The 22,599-nt window shown below is 64.0% G+C and carries 17 protein-coding genes; 8 read left to right on the top strand and 9 right to left on the bottom strand.

From position 1 onward, the window contains the following. The first annotated feature begins 15 nt into the window (after positions 1–15). Genes LVS58_RS22690 through LVS58_RS22670 form a run of 5 tightly spaced genes read left to right on the top strand, consistent with a single transcriptional unit; the run spans position 16 to position 5,218 of the window. Complete coding sequence (locus tag LVS58_RS22690) at positions 16–1,770, top strand: bifunctional alpha/beta hydrolase/class I SAM-dependent methyltransferase (RefSeq protein ID WP_233692911.1); 1,755 nt, start codon at positions 16–18, stop codon at positions 1,768–1,770. Beyond that, positions 1,771–3,222 carry a phosphatase PAP2/dual specificity phosphatase family protein gene (locus tag LVS58_RS22685; RefSeq protein ID WP_233692910.1) on the top strand — a complete coding sequence of 484 codons (1,452 nt, stop codon included), beginning with the start codon at positions 1,771–1,773 and terminating at the stop codon, positions 3,220–3,222. After that, positions 3,219–3,650, top strand: coding sequence for a hypothetical protein (locus LVS58_RS22680; RefSeq protein WP_233692909.1), 432 nt, complete (start codon positions 3,219–3,221; stop codon positions 3,648–3,650). Before LVS58_RS22685 ends, LVS58_RS22680 begins: the two co-directional genes overlap by 4 nt. Positions 3,651–3,660: 10 nt before the next feature. Continuing rightward, positions 3,661–4,284 carry a lysophospholipid acyltransferase family protein gene (locus LVS58_RS22675; RefSeq protein ID WP_016497906.1) on the top strand — a complete coding sequence of 208 codons (624 nt, stop codon included), beginning with the start codon at positions 3,661–3,663 and terminating at the stop codon, positions 4,282–4,284. Between the two features lies 1 nt (position 4,285). Beyond that, positions 4,286–5,218 carry a phosphatidate cytidylyltransferase gene (locus tag LVS58_RS22670; protein ID WP_233692908.1) on the top strand — a complete coding sequence of 311 codons (933 nt, stop codon included), beginning with the start codon at positions 4,286–4,288 and terminating at the stop codon, positions 5,216–5,218. 95 nt (positions 5,219–5,313) lie between these two features. Here the strand turns inward: LVS58_RS22670 and LVS58_RS22665 are convergent, their stop codons facing one another. Further along, on the bottom strand, positions 5,314–5,589 hold the full coding sequence (locus LVS58_RS22665) for a metal/formaldehyde-sensitive transcriptional repressor (RefSeq protein ID WP_233692907.1): 276 nt from the start codon (positions 5,587–5,589) through the stop codon (positions 5,314–5,316). A gap of 70 nt (positions 5,590–5,659) precedes the next feature. Between LVS58_RS22665 and dmeF the strand changes: the two genes are divergently transcribed. Both dmeF and LVS58_RS22655 read left to right on the top strand, forming a co-directional pair. Further along, on the top strand, positions 5,660–6,577 hold the full coding sequence (gene dmeF, locus LVS58_RS22660; protein WP_233692906.1) for a CDF family Co(II)/Ni(II) efflux transporter DmeF: 918 nt from the start codon (positions 5,660–5,662) through the stop codon (positions 6,575–6,577). 96 nt (positions 6,578–6,673) lie between these two features. Beyond that, positions 6,674–7,018: a cupin domain-containing protein gene (locus tag LVS58_RS22655; protein WP_003251579.1), complete on the top strand. Its 345-nt coding sequence runs from the start codon at positions 6,674–6,676 to the stop codon at positions 7,016–7,018. A 191-nt stretch (positions 7,019–7,209) separates the two neighbouring features. Here the strand turns inward: LVS58_RS22655 and mmsB are convergent, their stop codons facing one another. Both mmsB and LVS58_RS22645 read right to left on the bottom strand, forming a co-directional pair. After that, positions 7,210–8,097 (bottom strand): 3-hydroxyisobutyrate dehydrogenase, encoded by an 888-nt coding sequence (gene mmsB, locus LVS58_RS22650; protein ID WP_233692905.1) that lies wholly within the window; start codon positions 8,095–8,097, stop codon positions 7,210–7,212. A 10-nt stretch (positions 8,098–8,107) separates the two neighbouring features. Beyond that, the gene (locus LVS58_RS22645; RefSeq protein WP_233692904.1) at positions 8,108–9,634 is read right to left on the bottom strand and encodes a CoA-acylating methylmalonate-semialdehyde dehydrogenase; all 1,527 of its coding nucleotides are present in this window, start codon (positions 9,632–9,634) and stop codon (positions 8,108–8,110) included. Between the two features lie 132 nt (positions 9,635–9,766). Here LVS58_RS22645 and LVS58_RS22640 point away from each other — a divergent pair, with 132 nt between their 5' ends. Then, a complete protein-coding gene (locus tag LVS58_RS22640; protein WP_233692903.1) occupies positions 9,767–10,717 on the top strand; it encodes a LysR family transcriptional regulator in 951 nt (316 codons plus the stop codon). A gap of 130 nt (positions 10,718–10,847) precedes the next feature. Here the strand turns inward: LVS58_RS22640 and LVS58_RS22635 are convergent, their stop codons facing one another. The 6 genes from LVS58_RS22635 to recC all read right to left on the bottom strand — a co-directional run bounded on the left by LVS58_RS22635 (position 10,848) and on the right by recC (position 22,504). Beyond that, on the bottom strand, positions 10,848–11,339 hold the full coding sequence (locus tag LVS58_RS22635) for an OmpA family protein (protein ID WP_233692902.1): 492 nt from the start codon (positions 11,337–11,339) through the stop codon (positions 10,848–10,850). 4 nt (positions 11,340–11,343) lie between these two features. After that, a complete protein-coding gene (locus LVS58_RS22630; protein WP_233692901.1) occupies positions 11,344–12,615 on the bottom strand; it encodes a diguanylate cyclase domain-containing protein in 1,272 nt (423 codons plus the stop codon). After that, on the bottom strand, positions 12,612–13,178 hold the full coding sequence (locus tag LVS58_RS22625; RefSeq protein ID WP_233692900.1) for a YfiR family protein: 567 nt from the start codon (positions 13,176–13,178) through the stop codon (positions 12,612–12,614). The genes LVS58_RS22630 and LVS58_RS22625 overlap by 4 nt, the downstream gene beginning before the upstream one ends. A gap of 100 nt (positions 13,179–13,278) precedes the next feature. After that, positions 13,279–15,354, bottom strand: coding sequence for an exodeoxyribonuclease V subunit alpha (gene recD, locus LVS58_RS22620; RefSeq protein ID WP_233692899.1), 2,076 nt, complete (start codon positions 15,352–15,354; stop codon positions 13,279–13,281). Beyond that, the gene (gene recB / locus LVS58_RS22615) at positions 15,351–19,025 is read right to left on the bottom strand and encodes an exodeoxyribonuclease V subunit beta (protein ID WP_233692898.1); all 3,675 of its coding nucleotides are present in this window, start codon (positions 19,023–19,025) and stop codon (positions 15,351–15,353) included. The genes recD and recB overlap by 4 nt, the downstream gene beginning before the upstream one ends. Further along, complete coding sequence (gene recC, locus LVS58_RS22610; protein ID WP_233692897.1) at positions 19,022–22,504, bottom strand: exodeoxyribonuclease V subunit gamma; 3,483 nt, start codon at positions 22,502–22,504, stop codon at positions 19,022–19,024. Before recC ends, recB begins: the two co-directional genes overlap by 4 nt. Between the last annotated feature and the right edge of the window lie 95 nt (positions 22,505–22,599).

Below are 22,599 nucleotides of genomic sequence, written 5' to 3'. Positions count from 1 at the left end.
AAAAGGACGTTGATAATGCGCCAAGCGCAAGCGCTGCACTTCTCCACCCATGACGGTGTCGAGTTGCACTACCGTCATTGGCCTGCCACCCGCAACGAGCACCAGCCACGCCGGGCCGTGGTGATGTTCCACCGCGGCCATGAACACGGCGGGCGCATGGCCCACCTGACCGATGAACTGGACATGCCGGGCTATGACTTCTTCGCCTGGGATGCCCGCGGCCATGGCCAGTCGCCAGGCGCACGTGGCGACAGCCCAGGGTTCGCCACCAGCGTGCGCGACGTGCAAACCTTCATCGAACATATCCAGGCTCATCACGGCATCGCCGAGCACGACCTGGTGGTGCTGGCGCAAAGCGTCGGCGCGGTGCTGATTGCCACCTGGGCCCACGACTACGCGCCCAAGGTACGCTGCCTGGTGCTGGCCTCGCCCGCGTTCAAGGTCAAGCTGTACGTGCCATTCGCCCGTCCTGGCCTGAAGCTGCTCAAGGCCTTGCGCGGCAACTTCTTCGTCAACAGCTACGTCAAGCCACGCCTGCTCACTCACGACCCCGAGCGGGTGATGTCGTACGTGTCCGACCCGCTGATCAGCCGGCCGATTTCGGTGACCATGCTGCTGGGCCTGTACGAAGCCGCTGACCGGGTGGTGGCGGATGCCCAGGCCATTCAGGTACCCACCCAGTTGCTGGTATCCGGAGCCGACTTCGTGGTCAAGCGCCAGCCGCAGGAGCGCTTTTTCGAACGGCTGGGCAGCACGCGCAAGGAAATGCACATTCTGCCGGGCTTCTTCCACGACACCCTCGGTGAGCGTGACCGGGCCCACGCCCTGAAGCGCATCGAAAGGTTTGTGGAGCACTGCTTCACCAGCCCCGCCGCCCGGCCCTCACTGCTCGATGCCGACAAGACGGGCCCCAGTTGCGCCGAAGCCGAAAGCCTGGCCGCACCGTTGCCGCGCCACTCGCCGCGTGACCTTTACTGGCGCGCCACCCGCGCCGGGCTTAGCCTGGGCAAGGGGTTGTCTGCGGGGGTGAAACTGGGCTTCGACACCGGCTTCGATTCGGGCAGCACCCTCGACTACGTGTACCGCAACCAACCGACCGGCAAGGGCAAGCTGGGCCGCCTGGTCGACCAGAACTACCTCGACGCCATCGGCTGGCGTGGCATTCGCCAGCGCAAGCTGCACGTCGAGGAACTGCTGCGCCTGGCCATCGCCCGACTGCGCGAACAACAGCGACCTGTGCACATTGTCGATATCGCCGCCGGCCATGGCCGCTACATCCTCGAAGCCCTGCAAGACCTTGAGCAGTTGCCGGACTCGATCCTGCTACGCGACTACAGCGAGCTTAACGTGCAGCAAGGCAGCGCGCTGATCACCGAGAAGGGCCTGGCCGACATCGCCCGCTTCGTCCAGGGCGATGCCTTCGACCGCCAGAGCCTGGCCACGCTGGAGCAGCCGCCAACCTTGGCAGTGGTGTCGGGGCTCTACGAACTGTTCCCCAGCAACCAGCTGGTGGGCAACTCGCTGGCCGGCCTGGCCGATGCCGTGGAAGATGGCGGTTATCTGGTCTACACCGGCCAGCCGTGGCACCCGCAACTGGAGATGATCGCCCGCGCCCTTACCAGCCACCGGGGTGGCGAGGCCTGGGTAATGCGACGCCGCAGCCAGGCCGAAATGGACCAGTTGGTAGAGGCGGCCGGTTTCCGCAAGCTGGCCCAGCGCATCGATGAATGGGGGATTTTCAGTGTCAGCCTGGCACAGCGGGTGCGCTGAATGAACCCACCACGCGAGCCCCGGCTGATCCGCCGGGGCGTGTTCTGGCTTCTGCTGCTGGGGCCGTTGTTTTTCCTCAGCTATGGGCTGGCGAACAACCATACCGCCGGGCGCAGTGATGTCGGCAGCCTGGTGTTCGGCTGGGAGCGCAGCATGCCGCTGTGGCCCTGGACGATCATCCCGTACTGGTCGATCGACTTGCTCTACGGGCTGTCTTTTCTGCTGCCGCGCACACGCCGGGAAATGGACCGGCACGCGCTGGCACTGCTCAGCGCACAAGTGATCAGTGTCACCTGCTTCCTGCTGTGGCCGCTGCGGTTCACCTTCGAACGGCCGGAGCTGGGTGGGCTGTTCGGCTGGCTGTTCGATGTACTGATGGGCTTCGACAAACCGTTCAACCAGGCGCCATCGCTGCACATTGCGCTGCTGGTGATCATCTGGACGATGTTTGCCCGGCATGTGCAGCGCCAGCCCTGGCGATGGCTGATGCACGGCTGGATGGCGTTGATCGGGGTGTCGGTACTGACCACCTGGCAGCATCATTTCATCGATGTACCCACGGGTGCATTGGCGGGGTTTGCCTGCGCCTGGCTGTGGCCGCATCAGGGGCAACTGCCCTGGCAGCAGGCGCAGCTTGCACAGGATGCCGAGCGCTGGCGGGTGGCGTTTTATTATGCCGTGGGCGCTGTTTTGTGCGCTGTGCCTGCCGTTGTGTCGGGCGGTGCCTGGTTGTGGTTGGCCTGGCCGGCCGTGTCGCTGGCGCTGGTTGCGCTGAACTATGGTGTGTTGGGTGCAGGCGGGTTTCAGAAAGGCGCCGATGGGCGCTTGTCGAATGCGGCCAGCTGGCTGCTGGCACCCTACCTGGTCGGTGCATGGGTCAATTCGCGGCTATGGACGCGGCACCATCCGCACGCCGATGAAGTGTGCGATGGCGTGTACCTGGGGAGGATCCCGGGGCGCAGCACGCCGTTCGCTGCGATTGTCGATTTGTGCGCCGAGTTGCCTTGCGCTGTCAGCCGCCCTGCTGCGGGCATTTGTGGGAGCGGCCTTGTGTCGCGAAAGGGCTGCGCAGCAGCCCCGGCAATGTCTGCCGCGATGCTGAAAAACCGGGGCCGCTTCGCGCCCCTTTCGCGACACAAGGCCGCTCCTACAACGGCCGCGCCAGCATTTGAGTATCAGTGTTTCCCTACCCTGGACCTGATAGCGCCGGACGCTGCCCTGTTACAACAGGCCGCCAACGCCATCGAACGCCTGCGCGCCCAAGGCCCCTTACTGGTCTGCTGTGCTCTGGGCTATTCACGCAGCGCCAGCGCCGTGGCCGCCTGGCTGCTGCTCTCCGGCCGCTGCAGCGACGCCCAGCAGGCCGAAGCACTGATCCGCAAAGCCCGCCCCGGCATCGCTCTGCACCCGGCACACCGCCTGGCCTTGCAACAGCTTGGAGCACAGCCATGAACCTGCGTGTGGTGGCCAGCCTGCTGGGTCGCGGCAAACAGCTGGAACGCTTGTCCGACGGCCTCACCCTGCTGGCCCTGGCCTACGGCCTTGCACCTTTGTTGGGTGCCCCACTTCAACCGCTGGCCAGCCTGCTGTGCGGCGTGCTGCTGGTGCTAGGCGTGATGCACAAGTACTGGGCCATCCGCGTGGCCATCGATGCCGAACTGTTCACCCAGCTCGCCAACAGCAACCACCTGGCAGCGGACACCCAGGCCCTGGACCGCGCCCTGTTCGAGCTGAAACTGAAACCGCAGGCCACGGACGCCCGCGCCTGGCCTGATCGCAGCCAGGCCGCACTGAACCTGTTGCGCCGCCAGGCAGTGTGCCTGGGCCTGCAGTTGTCGCTGGCCTTGGCTACCCTGCTGACATTGCCTTTGAAGGGATGACCACCGATCCATGCTCGCCAACCTGACCGCCTACCTCATCACCTCCGCCGCCCGTCTGATCACGGGTGCCCGCGCCCTGTGGCTGGGTTGCACGCCGCTGCCAGTGCAGCGCCTGTACTTCGCCAACCACAGCAGCCACGGTGATTTCGTGCTGCTGTGGGCTTCACTGCCGCAGCCCTTGCGCAAACGCACCCGCCCGGTGGCTGGCGCGGACTACTGGGCCAAGCCGGGCATCCGCGATTTTCTCATTCGCAAAGTGTTCAACGGCGTGTTGATCGATCGCCAACGCAGCGAAGGCCAGGGCAGCCCGCTACAGCCGATCCTTGAAGCCGTGGCTCAAGGCGACTCGCTGATCTTCTTCCCGGAAGGCACGCGTAATCTGGGCGACGAGCCACTGATGCCGTTCAGAAGCGGGTTGTACCACCTGGCTGCGGCCAACCCCGACGTCGAGCTGGTACCGGTATGGATCGCCAACCTCAACCGGGTAATGCCCAAGGGCCGCGCCCTGCCCCTGCCGTTGCTGTGCACACTGAGCTTTGGCGAACCGCTGCACCTGCACGCTGATGAAAGCAAGCAGGCCTTTCTCGAGCGGGCCAGCCAGGCCCTGCTGACCCTGGCCCCGAAGGATGCCTGACATGGACGACAACACCCTTTTCCTGTTCGCCGGCATCGGCGCCCTGCTGCTGCTCGCCAGCGTGACCGGCCGCCTGCTGAAGTGGCGCGCCGGCCCCGCGCCACACGCGGTGATCGACAACCTCAACGCTCGCATCAACGCCTGGTGGGTGATGGTGCTGGTGATCGGCATCGCTTTCCTGTTCGGTAAATACGGCGTGATCGTGCTGTTCTATGGCGTGTCGTTCTACGCCCTGCGCGAGTTCATGACCCTCACCCCGACCCGGCGCAGCGACTACCCGGCGCTGGTGGCAGCGTTTTATGTGGCACTGCCGGTGCAGTACGTGCTGATCGCCATGGACTGGTACGGCCTGTTCAGCATCTTCATCCCGGTGTACCTGTTCCTGCTGCTGCCAATTTTGGCCAGCTTCGGCGGCGATACCACGCGCTTTCTCGAACGGGCGTCAAAGGTGCAGTGGGGGCTGATGATCGCGGTGTACTGCGTATCGTCGGTGCCGGCCTTGATGACCCTGGACATCCCCGGCTACGAGGGGCGGAACCTGCTGCTGATCGCCTGGCTGATCCTGGTGGTGCAGATCAGCGACGTGCTGCAATACGTGTGCGGCAAGCTGTTTGGCAAGCACAAGGTGGCCCCCAACCTGTCACCGTCCAAGACCGTAGAAGGGTTGGCCGGCGGCGTGGCACTGGCCACCCTGATCGGCGCCCTGTTGTGCTGGATCACCCCGTTCACCTTCTGGCAGGCCGCGCTGATGGCGTTGGCGGTCAACGCCATGGGCTTCTTCGGCGGGCTGGTGATGTCGGCGATCAAGCGCGACCGCGGGGTGAAGGACTGGGGCCACATGATCGAAGGCCACGGCGGCATGCTCGATCGCATGGACTCGGTGTGCTTTGCCGCGCCGGTGTTCTTCCACTTTGTGCGGTACTGGTGGGCGTAGCGAATGCGCGCATCAGCGATCAGTGTGAAAGCGGAAATCTGCACTGTAACGCGGACGTTGATACCCCCCTGGGGTATCGACCATCACTGTACTGGCTACTTGAGATAAGACCGCAACAACGTAGCCACCTTGTCCGCCTCGTCCTGCCGTTCCTCGGCACTCAGGCCGTCCGCTACGAGGTGATCGCGGATGTGCCCTTCCATCACCTCGGCCATCAGCCCGTTCACCGCGCCGCGCACGGCAGCGATCTGCTGCAGGATCGCCAGGCAGTCCTTGTCCTGCTCCAGCGCCGTCTCCAGAGCGGCGGCTTGGCCTTTGATCTTGCGCACCCGGGTCAGCAGCTGCTTCTTGCTCTTCAGGGTATGTGCCATTGGGTTCAACACCATTCTAGGTATACTGGGGTATAGTATGTTTCTGGTTCTTCCGGGAGCATGATAAACCATGACGACACAAACCTCGGACCGTTGGCAGCACAGCCATCAGTTCCACACCAGCAACCTGGGCGCCGAGCGCAAGACACGCCTGGCGGTGTGGCTTACCGCCGTGATGATGGTGGCGGAAATTGCCGGTGGGTGGTTCTTCAACTCCATGGCGTTGCTGGCCGATGGCTGGCACATGAGCTCCCATGCCCTGGCCCTGGGTCTGTCTTTGCTGGCCTACGCCGCCGCACGGCGCTATGCCGCTGACCGACGGTTTGCCTTTGGCACCTGGAAAATCGAGATTCTCGGCGGCTACTCCAGCGCCCTGCTGTTGCTGGGGGTGGCCGGGCTTATGGTGTTTCAGTCGGTGGAGCGGCTGCTGGCACCGGGACCAATCCACTATGACGAGGCAATATCCATCGCCGTGGTGGGTCTTGCCGTCAACCTGACCTGCGCCTGGCTGCTGCGCGATGACCACCACCATCATGACCATCATGGGCACGGCCATCATCACCATGACCTGAATCTGCGCTCGGCCTACCTGCATGTACTGGCCGATGCCGCCACTTCGGTGTTGGCCATCGTTGCCTTGCTGGCTGGCAAGTTCTGGGGCGCCAGCTGGCTCGACCCGGTCATGGGCCTGGTGGGTGCATTGCTGGTGGCGCTGTGGGCCCGCGGCCTGCTGCGCGATACCGGGCGGGTGCTGCTGGATGCGGAGATGGACGCGCCTGTGGTGGAAGAAATCCGCGAAGTGGTCACGCAGTTGCCGGTGCCGGTCAGCATCACCGATCTGCACGTGTGGCGGGTGGGCAAGGACCAATACGCCTGCATCCTTGGCCTGGTCACCCACGGTGCCCTCAGCGCCGACAGCGTACGCCAGGCCCTGGGCGTGCATGAAGAGCTGGCGCACATCACCGTTGAGGTAAACCGCCTGGCATAGCGCGAGCAGACAGCTGGACGTCGAGCCCAGGCAACTGCGGCTCGGCCGTTGGGCCTATGGTGTCCAGTCATTCAGCCAGTCACCAGGAGTTGTGCCATGTCCGATTTCATCACCGTCCTGCGCGAAACCTGCCCGACGCCGGTCGTGGACGCCACCAAGTGGAAGCGCATCGGCGGCGATCCGCACACCGTGAACCTCAATGCCTACCTGTCGGCCGACGGCAGCAAGATCATGGGCACCTGGATCTGCACCCCGGGCAAGTTCGAGGTCAACTACGATAAATGGGAGTTCTGCCACTTCCTCGATGGCTACTGCATCATCACCCCGGAAGGCGAAGAGCCGAAGCACCTGAAGGCCGGCGATGTGTTCGTGATCGAGCCAGGGATGAAAGGTACGTGGGAAGTGGTCGAGACTGTTCGTAAGTATTTCGTTTTCGCCTGACTTGCAGGCGCGGGTTTACCTGCGAATGCGTCGGTGAGGCTTCTGCAGCATTCGCGGGTGAACCCGCTCCTACAACGGTCGCGCAATACCTGTAAGCGTGGACAAAAAAATCGCGGAGCAGGCGCCCTTTCCTCTGGTGCGCAGTTACAGAGGGAAGGCCGCCTGGCCCGCGATGAAGTCCACCTCTTGCGTCAATCTTTCTTGCGATAACCCTCGACGATGGCCGAGAAGTCCTTGCCTCCCTCGCCACGCAGGCTCATGGCCTGGTACAGCTGCTGGGCCACGGCACCGAGGATCACCGGTTGGTGAGCCTGGCGTGCCGCTTCAGTGGCCAGCCCCAAATCCTTGAGCATCAGCTCGGCGCCAAAGCCGCCGGTATAGCCACGCGATGCCGGTGCGGTTTCGATGATGCCCGGCCACGGGTTGTAGGTGTCCGAACTCCAGCAACGCCCGGTCGAGCTGTTGATAATGCCGGCCAGCACCTTGGTATCGATACCCAACGCGTTACCCAGGGCCATGGCCTCGGACACGCCGATCATCGAAATACCCAGCAGCAGGTTGTTGCAGATCTTGGCGATCTGCCCGGTACCGACGTCCCCGCAGTGCACGATGTTGCGGCCCATCTGCTCCAGTACCGGCTTGAGCGTGGCGAACAGCTCGGCGCTGGCACCGACCATGAAGGTCAGGGTGCCCGCCGCCGCGCCGCCAGTGCCGCCGGACACCGGCGCGTCGCCCAGGTCCACGCCCTTGGCCGCCGCTGCCTTGGACACATCACGGGCGGTCTGCGGGTCAATGGTGCTGCAGTCCACGGTAGGCGTACCGGCACGAATACCGGCCAGCACGCCATCCTCGTTCAGGTACACGCTGCGCACATGGGCTGCGGCCGGCAGCATGGTGATAACCAGCTCGCTGTTGGCCGCCGCGTCCTTGGGCGAGGGGCTGATCTGCCCGCCCAGTTCTGCCAGTTCTGCCAGCACGGCCTTGTTCAGGTCGAACAGGTTCAGCTGATGCCCGGCCTTGATCAGGTTGCGGGCCATGGGCGCGCCCATATTGCCCAGGCCGATGAATGCGATACGCATGACGTACTCCTTAGCGCAGGCTAATGGTGGTGTTCACACCGTCGTTGACGCTGTCGTCATCGAACCAGCGGGCGGTGACGGTCTTGGTCTGAGTGTAGAACTGCACCACTTGCTTGCCGTACGGGCCGAGGTCACCGAGTTTGGAGCCGCGCGAGCCTGTGAAGCTGAAGAACGGCACGGGTACCGGGATCGGGATGTTGATGCCGACCTGGCCGATATCGATTTCGCTCTGGAACTTGCGGGCCGCAGCGCCGCTCTGGGTGAACAGGCCGGTGCCGTTACCGAACGGGTTTGCATTGACCAGGGCGATGGCCTCGTCGAGGGTATCGACCTCCAGGGTGACCAGCACCGGGCCGAAGATTTCCTGGGTATACACCTGCATGTCGGTCTTTACGCCCGAGAACAGGGTCGGGCCGACGAAGTTGCCTTGCTCGTAGCCCGGCACCTTGACGTCACGGCCGTCGAGTTCCAGCTTGGCGCCTTCCTTGATACCGCTTTCGATCAGGCCCAGCACACGCTCCTTGGCACGCTTGGAAACCACCGGGCCAACGTCGGTGCCCGGCTCACAGCCAGCACTGACCTTGAGCTTGCTGGCAGCCTCCTTGATATCCGGCAACCATTCGCGGGCCTTGCCCACCAACACCGCCACCGAGGTCGCCATGCAGCGCTGGCCCGCCGCGCCAAAGGCAGCACCGACCAGCGCATTGATGGTTTGCGTGCGGTTGGCATCAGGCAACACCACCGCGTGGTTCTTGGCGCCCATCATGGACTGCACACGCTTGCCATGCTGGCTGCCGAGGTTGTAAACGTGCGTGCCGACTTCAGTAGAGCCCACGAAGGAAATCGCCTTGATGTCCTGATGGGTGCAAATGGCATCCACCACCTGCTTGCCGCCGTGCACCACGTTCAGCACGCCGGCCGGTACGCCGGCTTCCAGCGCCAGCTCGACCAGTAGCATGGTCGACAGCGGGTCCTGCTCGGACGGTTTGAGCACGAAGGTGTTGCCGCAGACAATGGCCATGGGGAACATCCACAGCGGGATCATCGCCGGGAAGTTGAACGGGGTGATGCCAGCGCATACGCCGATCGGCTGGCGCAGGGTGTAGGTATCGACACCGCCGGCGACGTTCTCGGCAAATTCGCCCATCTGCAGGGTGCCAATGGACGCAGCGTGCTCGACCACTTCCAGGCCGCGGAAGATATCGCCTTCCGCGTCGGCCAGGGTCTTGCCCTGCTCGGCGCTGAGCACCTGGGCAATGCGTTTGGTGTGTTCGCGGATCAGCGCCTGCAGCTTGAGCATGATGCGCATGCGCGCGCCGATCGGGGTGTTACGCCAGGTCTGGAATGCGCGGTGAGCAGCGGCTACGGCGGCATCGACTTCCTCGACGGTGGCGAACGGTACGCGCGCCAGCACCTCTTGGGTGGCCGGGTTGACGATGTCGCGCCATTCAGTGGTTTTGGACTCGACCCACTGGCCGTCGATCAGCAGCTTGACCTGCTCGACCTTGGTGCTGTTTGGGGATTGCGGTGCGTTCATCTGCGTTCTCCTTGGAATTGTTGTCGGGACGAGATCGCCAGCGCCGGGCAAACGCGAGGTGGCGTCCTGAGGCTTGTTTCGAGTATAGATGTGCAAACATCCAACAAGAACGCACAAAAAAACCGGATCATCATGCAAAAAGACCTTACATCCCTGAGCGCGCTCAACTGGGACGATTTGAAGTTCTTCCTCGAAGTTGCCCGCACCCGCAAGGCCAGCAGTGCCGCCAAACGGCTGAGCGTGGACTACACCACCGTGTCACGGCGCATCAGCTCGCTGGAGGGCGCACTGGGCACCTTGCTGTTCGAAAAGTCGCGGACCAACGGCTTTGTGCTGACCGCCGAGGGCCAGCGCCTGCTGGGCTATGCCGAGTCGATCGAGAGCACGCTGCACATGGCTTGCGAGCAGGTGTCCGGGTCGGGGGTGGCGTTGTCGGGCCATGTGCGCATGGGTTGCACCGAGGGCTTTGGCAGCTTCTTCATCACGCCGCAGCTTAGCCACTTCGTCGATGCCTACCCGGCGATTTCCGTAGACATCCTGCCGCTGCCGCACTTCATCAGCCTGTCCAAGCGTGAGGCGGACATCGTCATCGCGCTGGAGCGGCCAGAGCATGGGCCTTATGTGTGCTGCAAGCTGTGCGACTACCGCTTACGGCTGTATGCGACCCAGGGTTACCTGGACAGCCATGCGCCGATCCGCCAGGTGACGGACCTGGCCAAACACCCGTTCATCAGTTACGTGGATGACCTGGCGTTCAGCTCTGAGCTGCTGTACCTGGCCAACCTGATCCCCAACGCCAGCGCGCATTTGCGCAGTACCAGCGTCATCGCGCAGTACACGGCAGCGCTACAGGGGCGTGGGCTGGCGATTCTGCCGTGCTTCCTCGCCGCGCAGGACCCGCGATTGGTCACGGTGTTGCCGGAAGAGATCGAGGTGACGCGGCAATTCTGGATGTACTGCCGAGAAGACTTGCGCAAGTTGAAGCGCATTACCCTGCTGTGGGATTACATCCGCGGGGTGACCGAGGCGAATGCGCCATTGTTGATGGGGCAAACCCGCGAGATACGCTTTGCCCAGGACTGATGGGCCTGCGCACTTCCGAGGGCAACACAGCCCCTGTAGGAGCGGGCTTGCCCGCGAATACCGGCGAAGCCGGTGCCAGGCCGCGTTGCCCGCGCCTACAGGGGATATGTGACAGCCCGAGCGGCGACAATCAGTAGGACGCTACCACGATGGACACCCGGCGGTTCTCGGTACGCCCTGCACGGGTGCGGTTGTCCGCCACCGGCTGGCTGCTGCCCAAGCCACGGCTCTGAATGTTCTGCGCCTGCATGCCAACCCCGACCAGCGCCTTGGTCACGCTCTGCGCGCGGCGCTCGGACAGCTGTTGGTTGTTCGCCGCCTTGCCCGACGAGTCGGCATGCCCGTCCACCCGCACGCCCTGGATACCAACACCGAGCAGCGCCTTGCCGATGCGCTCGACAATCGCCTGGCTCTGGCCATTGAGGCTGTCCAGATCGCTGCCGAACAACACTTTGCCAGACAAGTCGTAGGCCCAACCTTCATCGGTCGGGGTAAAACCTTCGCGCTTGAGCACAGCAATCTGTTCTGGGGTAAGGCCTTTTTGGGGGGCGCTCTGGCAACCCGTCAGCGCCAGCATGGCGAGCAACAAGGCCCAAAGCGGAAATCTTAAAGCTTGCATCACGGGTTCAACTCCTGTTCCTGATTTCGTTGGCGGACCGTTCCGTCTGCGCCACTTGCCAATGGCCACGGCGTTTGCGCTTGGCCTGGTACATTGCCGCATCGGCGGCATCGAGAAGACTGGCGGGGTCAGCGCCGTCATCCGGGTAATAGGCAATACCGACACTCAGCGAGGTGGAGATGCTGCGGCCACTGTCCAGTTGCACCGGCAGCTTCATGCTGGCAACGATCTTCTCGGCAATGTGTTCGGCATCCTTGCGCGTATGCAAAGGCGTCAACAGCACGGCAAACTCGTCGCCCCCCAGGCGCGCCACCAGATCATGCTCGCGCAGTTGGGCGCGCACACGTTCGGCGACGCTGATCAACACCTCGTCGCCCACGGCGTGGCCAAGGGTATCGTTGATCTGTTTGAAGTGATCGCTGTCGAGGAACAGCAGCGCCAGGTGGTCCTGCTGGCGCGCCGCATTTCGCACGCTGCGGCTCAGGCGCCCTTCAAAGAAAGCGCGGTTGGGCAAGCCCGTCAGGCTGTCGTGGCTGGCCTGATGGGCCAGGGTCTGGTTTTCGCTCTGCAGGTGGCTATGCCACACCTCCAGTTCATCCAGCAGGGCATTGAAGTCGTTACCCAGCTCGTTCAGCTCGGCAATCGGCGCTTCTGGTACGCGCCGGTCGAAGCTGCGCTCGCGGCGGGCGGCATGGGCGACACTGGCCAGGCCGCGCAGCGGGCGGGTGATATCGCTGAGCAGGCGCCGCGACAGATACTGGGCCGCCAAGGCGCTGAGGACCGTGCAGAACACGATACCGGCCAAGCCACTGAGCAGGAACAGCAACAGGCTCCTGCCCTGGCCTGCCAGCTCGGTGTGCCCGACCTGCTGTTGCTGGTGCATGATCGGCAGAACGACCGGCTCATCCAGCAAGGCGCTGGCAACCTGAACCTCCAGCTGCGCGAGCATGCCGGTATTGTCGCGTTGCCAGTGCGCCAGTTGCTCGCCCTCGTTGTTGAAGACCTTGGCCTCGGCCACCTCTTCGGTACTGGCAATCAACGCTAGCGATTCATTGGCGGCAGCGCTGTCATCGAACACCACCGCCGCCTCTACGGTGTAGTTGATCGAGCGGGCGATCAAGTGCAGATTTTGGTTGGCATAGACACGCAGGGCGAGCACGCCCAGCAGTGTAAGGGAGATACCCGCCAAGCCAACGGCAAGCAAGGCGACACTGAGGTGGCCACGGCCCAGCACCGAGCGCAGGGTCGGGCGCACGGTACGTTTGCGGGTCGGTCTCATGGCTGCTCCGCCCGGCGCCGCGACAATTGCAGCACGCTGGGATGAATGCGCACGCCAGAGCGTGCCACCGAGTCGAGATTGACTTCAAAGGCCACCTGCTGGTCGCTGACCCGCAGGCAGAACAGGCTGCCGACCGTGCAGGGGTCATCCGCCTCGCTGATGCTCAGCACCGGGTGGCCGCTGACACGCTGGAACAGCCGATCGCGCTGGCCCTGGTCGAGCTTGCCAATGTAGATGGCATCGCAGCCCTGGGCGACCTGGGTGTCTTCTGCCAGCAAGCGCCGCACCTGCAGCGGCCGGCCGGACTCCTGGACATGGCCCTTGATGAGATCGTCGGCGTACTCGGTCGGGCCGACCAGGCACAGGCGCAAGGGAGCGGGTTCGACGGGCCAGCGGGCGTAGCTGAAGATACCCAGTACTACCTGGGTGACTGCCTTGGCGCGTTGCTGTGCCTGGGCGGCGGTTGTTCCGGGGTCTGCCCGGGCAGCGCCTGCAGAAAGGAACAGGACGGCCAGCAATAGCGAAAGCGCACCGCTTGTCACTCGCCTTGCGGCCACATTCATGTGGGGAATCCCTTGAAACCCGTTCCGATATCGGCGCAACGATAGCACATGGCCGCTTTATTGTATGAGCACGCGGCCATGTGTAATGGGTTTCATGGCCCTAGACCTGCTCGAGCATCAACCCGGAAATACGCCGTACCTTGCGCGCCACCGCTTCTTCGAAAATACCTTGGCGTGGCTCGACCAGGCTGAAGCAGTGCTTGGCCCGAGTGATGCCGGTGTACACCAGTTCCTTGGTCAGCACCGGGTTGAGCGCATCCGGCAGCACCAGGGCCGTGTGGCTGAACTCCGAGCCTTGGGACTTGTGCACGGTCATGGCGAATACCGTTTCCACTTCGTTAAGCCGGCTCGGCAGAACGAACCGCACCCCCCCACTGCCGTCGTTGCGCGGGAAGGCCACACGCAGCAGCGGCTGGCCATGCTCATCCGGCAGGCGCAGGGCAATACCGATGTCACCGTTCATCAGGCCCAGGCCGTAGTCGTTGCGGGTCACCAGTACCGGGCGCCCTTCGTACCAGGGCTGCTGGCTGTCGATCAGACCGGCATTGTGCAGCACTCGCGCCACCCGTTCATTCAGGCCTTCGACCCCCCAGGCGCCCCGACGCACCGCGCACAGCAACTGGAAGTCCTCGAAACTGTGCAATACCTTGCCCGCCCATTGCTCCCAGGCGGGGTCGTCAAAGGCGGTATCAAGTGCTGGCCGGTAACGCCCAAGGGTGCGCAGGTAGCTGCGGTAGCCTTGCGGTCCATCGGTACCGCGGTTCAGGCCATCGAGTAACAGGCGGTCGAAAGCACGATCCTGTTCGTGTTTGAGCGACAGGCTGTGCACATCGGCAGGCGGCACGGCCAGCAGGCTGCGCGCCGCGTAAGCATCCTGACGATTGACCAGTCTGGCCAACTGGCCAATACCGCTGCCTTCACCGAAACGCCGTGAAAAACGCAGCATCACCACTTGCTGAGCCAACGGGTGGCGCTGCTCATCGCCGTCCTTGAGCCCACTGCCGGCCAGCGACTCGCCACTGACCTGTTGAAGCCAGGCTGCAGTCGCCGGCGAGTAAAAGCCCTCCTCAGCATCCCGGCACAGATCACCCAGCACCGCGCCGGCCTCGACCGAGGCCAACTGGTCCTTGTCGCCCAGCAGCACCAGGCGCGCCCGCGGCGGCAAGGCATCGAGCAGGTTGGCCATCATTTCCAGGTCGATCATCGACGCTTCGTCGACCACCAGCACGTCCAACGGCAAAGGGTTGCCAGCGTGATGGCGGAAGTGCCGCGAGCCCGGGCGGCTGCCGAGCAGGCGATGCACGGTGCTGACCTCGGTAGGGATTTGCCCGCGGACCTCGGCGCTGACTTGCAGGCGCTCGACTTGCTGGCCAATGGATTCGGTCAGGCGCGCAGCGGCCTTGCCGGTCGGTGCAGCCAGGCGTATGCGCAGTGGCCTGCCCTGCTCCACTGCTGGCGCCTGCAGCAATGCCAGCAGGCGCACCACGGTGGTCGTCTTGCCGGTGCCGGGGCCGCCCGTGATGATGCTGAAACCGGCACGGGTGGCCAAGGCGCAGGCGAGCTTCTGCCAGTCCACCTGGCCAGCTGGCGCGCCGCCCTCGAACAGTTGCGCCAGGCGCTCCGGCAGGTCCGCAGGCGGTGCTTCGGCCTGACTCAGGCGCCGGCGCAGGACATGGTCGATGCGCCGTTCATAACCCCAGTAACGGCGCAGGTAAAGGCGCTCGCCACTGCGTACCAGTGGCCGCGCTTGCTGGCCAGGCGTATCACCTGCGGCCACCAGCGGGCTGGCGCTGATGCGCTGCAGCCAGGCATTCAAGTCAAGGTTGGCCAGCAGTTGCGATGGCAGTAGCAAAGGGCCGATCAGGGCGTCACCTTCCGGCGGCAACGACAGGGCGAAATCAGGCTCGGCCAAGGTTTGTTGCAGGTCGAGGCAGACATGTCCGTGGCCCAATTGGTGGCTGGCCAGCGCCGCCGCCAGCAATAGCAAGGGATCACTGCCGGGGGCGCGCTCTTCCAGGAACGACACGAATGCGCGGTCCAGAGCACGTAGCCAGCCCCGCTCAACCCAGCGGTCGAGTAATTGCAGCAGGTCAGCGCTGTTGTGCTGTGGTGCCAGCGCCAGCAGGTGCTCGGCGTGCAACGGGGTGGGCAACAGGTCGACAAGGCTTCGGCTCATGGCGCAACTCCGGCAAACAGGTCCTGCTGGACCGGCGCGCGCTCGCCACGGAACAGTGCATCGAGGCTTTCGATCAGCTCACGTGGTGGCTTGACGTGGTACACGCCGTGGCCGCTGCTGCTGGCACCGCGCAGGAAGATGAACAGGGCGCCGCCAACATGGCGGTCATAATCGTAGTCCGCCAGCCGCGCGCGCAACTGGCGGTGCAGGGCCAGCAGGTACAGCACATACTGCAGGTCGTAGCGGTGCTCAAGAATCGCCTTTTCCATGGCCATGGCATCGTAGGCCTGGATGTCCGCACCCAGCCAGTTGGACTTGTAGTCAGTCACGTAGTAACGCCCCTCCAGCTCGAACGCCAGGTCTATGAACCCTTTGAACATGCCGTTGAGCACGGTCGGCTGCGCAGCGGGGCGCGCCAGACCGGGGTGGGTGTGGCGTGCCACCAGGTGATCGAGCTGTTCTGCGTCGACCCGGTGGCTGGCGAACCAGAATTCCATTTCGATCTGGTAGTGACGCAGTTGGCCCAGCGTTACGCTCTGGTCGCCGCCCGGCAGTGGCAACGCTTCGCCCAGCAAACGTTGCATCCAGTGGCTCAGGGTAGGGATCCAGCCGGCCCAGTCACGGCGATTGCAGCGCTGGCCAACGGTGCGTTCGATCAGTTGAGGGTTACCGCTGACCTCGCTGAAGCCCTCACGGCCTGCCCACTCCAGCAAACCATGAAGGAAGGTGCCGGGGTTAGGCCCCCGTGGGAAGCGATGGATATCGCCGCTGTCGGCCGGGACCTCGCGCAACACCTGGGCATCGGGCACCTCGTCATCCAGCAGTTGCTGGGCCTGCGAGCTGTCGGCGCCGAGGGTCTGATCGCCGACACGAAGGGCACTGTACGAAGCGATCCACCAGTGCTCGGCAGCCGCATGGCGTGGCCTGCGTGCCGGCAGCAGTTCACGCTCGGCGTGTGGCATGCGATAGATCTGCTCATCCGCCTGCGGTAGGCCTGGGCACGTAATGTGCGGGCAACTTGCCGCCAAAGCCTGCAACCAGTCCGTCAGCTGCGCCGAGCCAGCCAGGGCCAGGCCGCCCCCCAGCAGGTAGCCAAAAGCCGAACGGTGCAGCTGCGAGCTCTTCTGATTACCGCGCTTGAGGTCGGCGACACCCAGCCAGCAAGCATGCTGGGCACGGGTCAGGGCCACGTAGAGCAGGCGCAGGTCTTCGGCCAGGCGCTCGTCATCAGCCCGCTCGATCTGCTCCTGGTCGGGTGTGAGGGTGAGGTGGGCGTTACCTTCGCTGTCATGCCAGGCCAGCGGTAGACGGCTACCATCCACCGGTTTGCTGGTGCAGATGAATGGCAGGTAGACCAAGGGATATTCCAGGCCCTTGGACTTGTGGATGGTTACCACCTTGACCAACTGTTCGTCGCTCTCCAGGCGCAGGATCTGCTCTTCACCGGCCTGCCCGGAACTGGCCAGGTGCTCGGCCAGGTGGCGGATCAGCGCCTGTTCGCCGTCCAGCTCGCCAGCGGCCTGCTGCAGCAGCTCGGCCAGGTGAAGCAGGTTGGTCAGCACACGCTCGCCATCACTGCGGCGGATCAGCGTGCGCGGCAGCTGGAAGTCATGCAGCAGGTGGCGCAGCATCGGCAACACCCCCTGGCGCTGCCAGGTGTCGCGGTAAAGGCGAAAACGCATCACCCAGCTCTCCCAGACCCGCTCGTCCTGGTTAAGCCGGTCCAGCGCAGCCAGCGACAGGCCCAGTGTAAGGCTGGCCAGAGCCGCCTTGAGCAGGCGCTCAGAGTCAGGCTCGGCGCAAGCCTTCAGCCAGGCCAGCAGGTCGTGGGCTTCCTGGGCGGCAAACACCGAGTCCTTGTCGGACAGGTAGACGCTGCGCACCTCGCGAGCGGCCAGTTCGGCGCGGACCATCTGCGCCTCATGCCCATCACGCACCAGGATGGCGATGTCCGAGGGCAGACAGGCGCGCAATTCGCCTTCTGCATTCTGGAAACCCGCCGTGCCCTGCTGGGCACCGTTGAGCAAGGCAACAATATGGCTGGCGCAGCTGGCAGCCAGTTGCTGCCGGTAGACGCGACTGGAGACTGGCTCTTCACTTTCCAGCTGCCAGCACTGCAGGGCGGCACTGACCTCACCGTCAATCAGCAGCTGTTCACCACGCCCCTTGGCGCGTACTTCGATGAACGGCAACGGGTTGTCATCGGCCTCACGGAACAGGAACGCCCCACGCCCCGCTTCACGCGCCTCGGCCTGCTGGAACACCTGATTGACAGCCGCCACCATGGCTTTGCTGGAGCGGTAATTGGTGTCCAGGCTGTGCAGACGGCCGCTGGTGGCGCGCCGCGCCGCAAGGTAGGTGTAGATGTCGGCACCGCGGAAGGCGTAGATCGCCTGTTTGGGGTCCCCGATCATGAACAGGCCGGTTTCGGCGCGGTTTTCACTGATCTGGTAGATGCGCTCGAAAATGCCGTACTGAACCGGGTCGGTGTCCTGGAATTCGTCGATCAGCGCTACCGGGAACTGCTCACGGATCAGGCTGGCCAGGCGCTCGCCGGCCTCGCTGGCGAGCGCGTGCTGCAAGCGCACGAGCATGTCGTCGAAGCCCATTTCTGCACGCCGGCGCTTCTCCACTTCGAAACGCGCCGATACCCAACTGGCCGCGTGCTCGAGCAGCGGAGCATCCGGGCTGTCCAGGGCCTGCAGTTGTTGCTGCAAGTTCTGCATGGCGTTGAGGGCCGGGTGCTCGGGAGGCTCTCCCTTCCAGGCCTCGGCCATGCCCGCCGGGGTCAGCCGGGTAAAGCCGGTGCCCAAGTCGAGCTCTACCAATTGCTCATCGCTGGCCCAGGCGCAGAGCTTGTCGAACCAGGGCTCGAAGTAGCGGGCTTGCATCTTGCGGCCGTCGACCTGCTTAGCAGCCAGCGCATCGCGGCATATTTGCCGCAGTTCCTCGGCCCACTGTGCCCAGGGTGCCTTGAGCCGGGCCAACTCTGCGCCACGTTGCTGCAACGATGCCTGGATCAATTCGGCGGGCTCTGGCCCATTCTGCTGGGCACGCACACGGCCGAACAGCGGGCGAATGCGCGGCAGCAAGGCGTCGGGGCTGCCCCAGTTGCCGCGCACCCAAGCCAGTGCGTCACCCTGCATCCCATAGCAGAAGCGCCGCCAGTAATCGCGCATGACCTGGCCCAACAACTCGCTGTGGTCGGTTTCCAAGGTCTGGGTGAACAGGCTGCCACTGTCGAAGGCATGCTCGCGCAGCATGCGCTGGCACCAGCCATGTATGGTCGATACCGCAGCCTCGTCCATCCACTGTACCGCGATTTCCAACCGCCCGGCGCAACGCGGCCAAGTCTCTTGTGGGTAATCGTCACGCAATTGGTGCAACAGCGGATCGGCGCCTTCCAGTTCGCCACGGAAGAACCGTGCAGCTTCAGCCAGGCGGGCGCGGATGCGCTCGCGCAGCTCTTTGGTGGCGGCGTCAGTGAAGGTCACCACGAGGATCTGCGGTGGCAGCAGCTCGCGCTCGAAGCCCTGTTCGCCACCGTGACCGAGGATCAGGCGCAGGTACAGCGCCGAAATGGTAAAGGTCTTGCCCGTGCCGGCGCTGGCCTCGATCAGCTGGCTACCGTGCAGGGGGAAACTCAGTGCCAGAGGACGGTCCTGGGTCATGCGCCTTTCTCCGGGTTGCCCAAGGTCTGCCAAGGGGCGGTGAACAATGGGCGGTACAAGGTCTCACACCAGCCTTCAAACGTTTCGTCTGCGGTGAGTGCTGCAAAGTCTCGGAACTGGCGGGCCAGTGCAATGCTTTCATTTCGCTCGCCAACGCTGGTGCGTTCGTCGCCTTCGTAGACGCGAGCTGCTGCGGCCATGGCTTTATCGGCATCGTCCTGGGCCAACCAGGCGAACGCGGTCTTGGCCGCGACTGGCAACGGCGCATTCATTGCCGCCTGACGGGCCACCAACAGGTCGCCCAGCAATTGCGCGGCCAGCGCTTGCGGCAGCGGTGCAAGCAACAGGGTCAGGTCACTGGCTACCAACGCACTGTTATAGGGGTAGCCCGCTGCACAGGCCGCCAGGTGCGTAACCCAGGGCGCAATAAGGCGGTGCCACTTCAGGTTGTTGCGCCCGGCACTGATGGTGTTGGGTACGGTGGTGATGCTGAGAAGGCTCTGATCTTCCGCCTGGAACACCCGGCCCAGCCAGCCCTCCAGACGGTGCTGACCGTGCTCGAAATGCACCGGCAACGCGCCCTCGACCAGCTGTGGCCAGCGTTGCAGCAATTGCTGGTGACGTTGCAGCAGGTCCGGCAGCGGTTCGATCAATTCGTTTTGCAGCAGTTCGCCGAAACCCGCTAGCGGCAGTAAACCGCAGGCCTGCAGGCGTCGGGCCTGGGCGCGCAAGGCCTGTTCGGCGTTGTTCGGTTCGGCCAAGGCGGCGCCAAGCAGGCTTTCACTGGCGCCGTAGCGTTGCAGGGTATCGAGGACGAAGGGCTCTTCGTCCGGGGTCGGAGCTTCCAGCGCCTCAAAGTACACCTTCAAGCGCTGGCTGAAGAAGTGCCGTACCGGGTGGCGCAAGAAGTCATTCAACTGGTGCAGGCTCAGGGCCTCATCATCCTGATAGGGCGGCAGGCCCAGCTCGCTCTGCTCGTCTGCCTCACTTGGCTGGTGCAGCACCTGCCATTCATGGGCATAGCTGAACAGTGGGCTGCCCTTCTGGAAGTACCGAGGGCTGAACGGCTGCAGCGGGTGCTCCTGGGTCAGTGCGTACAACAGTTGCTCGCCCGATTTCGCTGGCTGCCCCTGTTGCGCACCGGCCAAATGCCAGCCCGCAGCGATGTGATCGCGCAACTGGCCGATCAAAACCGAGGCCGGGCGTTCGCTATTGTCGCGGATACTGCGCCCAACCCAGCTGACATACAGTTGATCACGTGCTGACAGCAGCGCTTCAAGCAACAGGTAACGGTCGTCTTCGCGGCGTGAGCGGTCGCCGGGGCGATAGTCGCTGGCCATCAGGTCGAAGTCCAGCGGCTGCTGCGCACGCGGGTAGTCGCCATCGTTCATGCCCAGCAGGCAGACCACCCTGAACGGGATCGCGCGCATGGGCATGAGTGTGCAGAAGTTGACCGAGCCGGCGAGGAAACGTTGCGACAGCTTGCCCTGATCAAGGCCCGACAACCAGGCTTCACGCACCACGGTAAGCGGTAGCGGGTCGTGCAGGCCGACGGTCTCGCATACCTCAAGCCAGCTATCACGCAGATCCTGCAACTGCATCAACAGGAATTCATCACCCTCGTCCTCGGCGAGGAAGAACACCTGCAGCAACGCATGCAGTCGCTCGCCCCACTGGCTGACGGTGGCAGGTTCCGACAAGGTCAGGCAGGCGACTTCGAGCGCATCGAGCAACGCGACCAGCGGGCCGATCAATGCCGCGTCCAGGCCACCGATTTCATCATAGGGTTCAATACCGTCACAGGCCTCACCTACCCCCACGGCATAACCCAACAGCATGCGGCGCAGGCCGAAACGCCAACTGTTCTGTTCGAGCCCGGCGGGCAAACCCAGGCTCGCCCGCTGCGCGGCGTCAAGGCCCCAACGAATGCCTGCCCCCTCGATCCAGCGGTGCAGCGTGGGCAGGTCGTTTTCGCGGATGCCGAAGCGGGCGCGGACTGCCGGCACGTCCAGCAGGTCAAGCACTTCACTGACCGCGAAGCGGCTATCAGGCAGTTTGAGCAAGTGCTCAAGAGCAATCAGCAAAGGCTCGCGACCACGCTGGCCCTGGTCTGTCAGGGTGAACGGGATGTAGCGCGGGTCGTTGCGTTGCAACTGGCCGAAGACGGCGCGGATGTGCGGCGCGTAAGTGTCGATGGCCGGCAGCATGACGATCACGTCGCGCGGGCGCAGAGTAGGGTCTGCGCTGAAGCGGGCCAACAGCTGGTCGTGGAGGATCTCCACTTCACGTTGCGGGCTGTGCGCGATATGGAAGCGGATCGAGCGGTCTTTTGTGGTGTCGACTGCCGGCCAGCGTTCGCGGCTCTCGGCGAGCGGGCGCAACTCCAGGATGTCGTCCTGCAGTTCATTGAGCAGGGTGGTGGGCGAACCGTCGCTGAACAGGTCGATGCGGCCGTCGCTGAATACGCCCTGGTAGCTGCCCGGGTCATCATAGCTGTCGAGCAGGTTGATGTAGTCGCGGCCTTGTTTACCCCAGGCTGCCAGCAATGGGTGAGCATGCTGGTGCAGCGTCTGGTCGTCCAGTTGCAGGGGCATGCCTTGCTTGCGTTGCTGGCGTTTGTACTGGTGACGCAACAGGTCCTTGTCGGCCACGATATCTGCCCAGTGGTGGCGGCATGGGTTGTGTACGCACAGCAATACCTGACTGAAACGCGACAGCCCTGCCAGTGCTTCCAGGGCCTGGGCCGGCAGCGAAGAGATACCGAACACGATCACCCTCGGTGGCAGCCCTGCAGGCGCCTGCTCCAGGCTGTTGATGCGCTCGATGAAACGCTGGTGTACGCCGGCGCGGCTCTGCGCCATGCCTTGCTCGCCAACATCCTCCAGCAATGCTCGCCACAACTCAGCTTGCCAGCGGTTGCCTGGCGGCAGTACTTTGCGCTCGCCGCGGGCTGTGTTGATGACGTGCTCGCCAGTGGCCCAGTCCTTGAGCCAATCGGCACGGTAGACCTGGTATTGGTCGAACAGATCGGCCAGGCGCTCGGCGAGCTGGTAGCGCTTGCGCAAATCACTGTCGTCGGTGAGGAAGCGCCGCAGTGGCTCGAAATGCGGGCGCTCGATGAGCGCTGGCAACAGACGCATCAGCCGCCAGGTCAGTGGTGCCTTGTCGAGCAGAGACACTTCGGGAATTTCGCTACGGCCAAGCACGCTGCGGTAGAGCTGCCACATAAAGCTACCGGGCAGTTGCACATCTATTGCAGCGGCGATGCCGCAGCCGCCCTGGTCATCTTCCAGCGGATCTTCAGCCAGGGCCAGCTTGAGCCACTGGGCGATGCCATTGCTTTGCACCAGGGCAATTTCGTTCTCCAGAGGCGCCAGCGGGTAGCGACGCATCCAGCTCACTACCAGGCTACGCAGGTCGTCGAGGCGGTTGCCGTGGACGATCATGAAGCCTGGGTGGAGATGGGCGGTGTTGGGCATCGGAAGGTCTCTGGAAGCGCTGATGACTGAGGGGGGAACGATATCATGCGTACATGAAACGGCCGAATGCCATCAGGCTGGAGTTGCACCCTTCC

Origin of the sequence: Pseudomonas sp. JR33AA (genome assembly GCF_021378985.1) — a bacterium.
Classification (GTDB): domain Bacteria; phylum Pseudomonadota; class Gammaproteobacteria; order Pseudomonadales; family Pseudomonadaceae; genus Aquipseudomonas; species Aquipseudomonas alloputida.
Note: the sequence above shows the minus strand (reverse complement) of the source record. Positions and strands in the feature narration are given on the sequence as shown.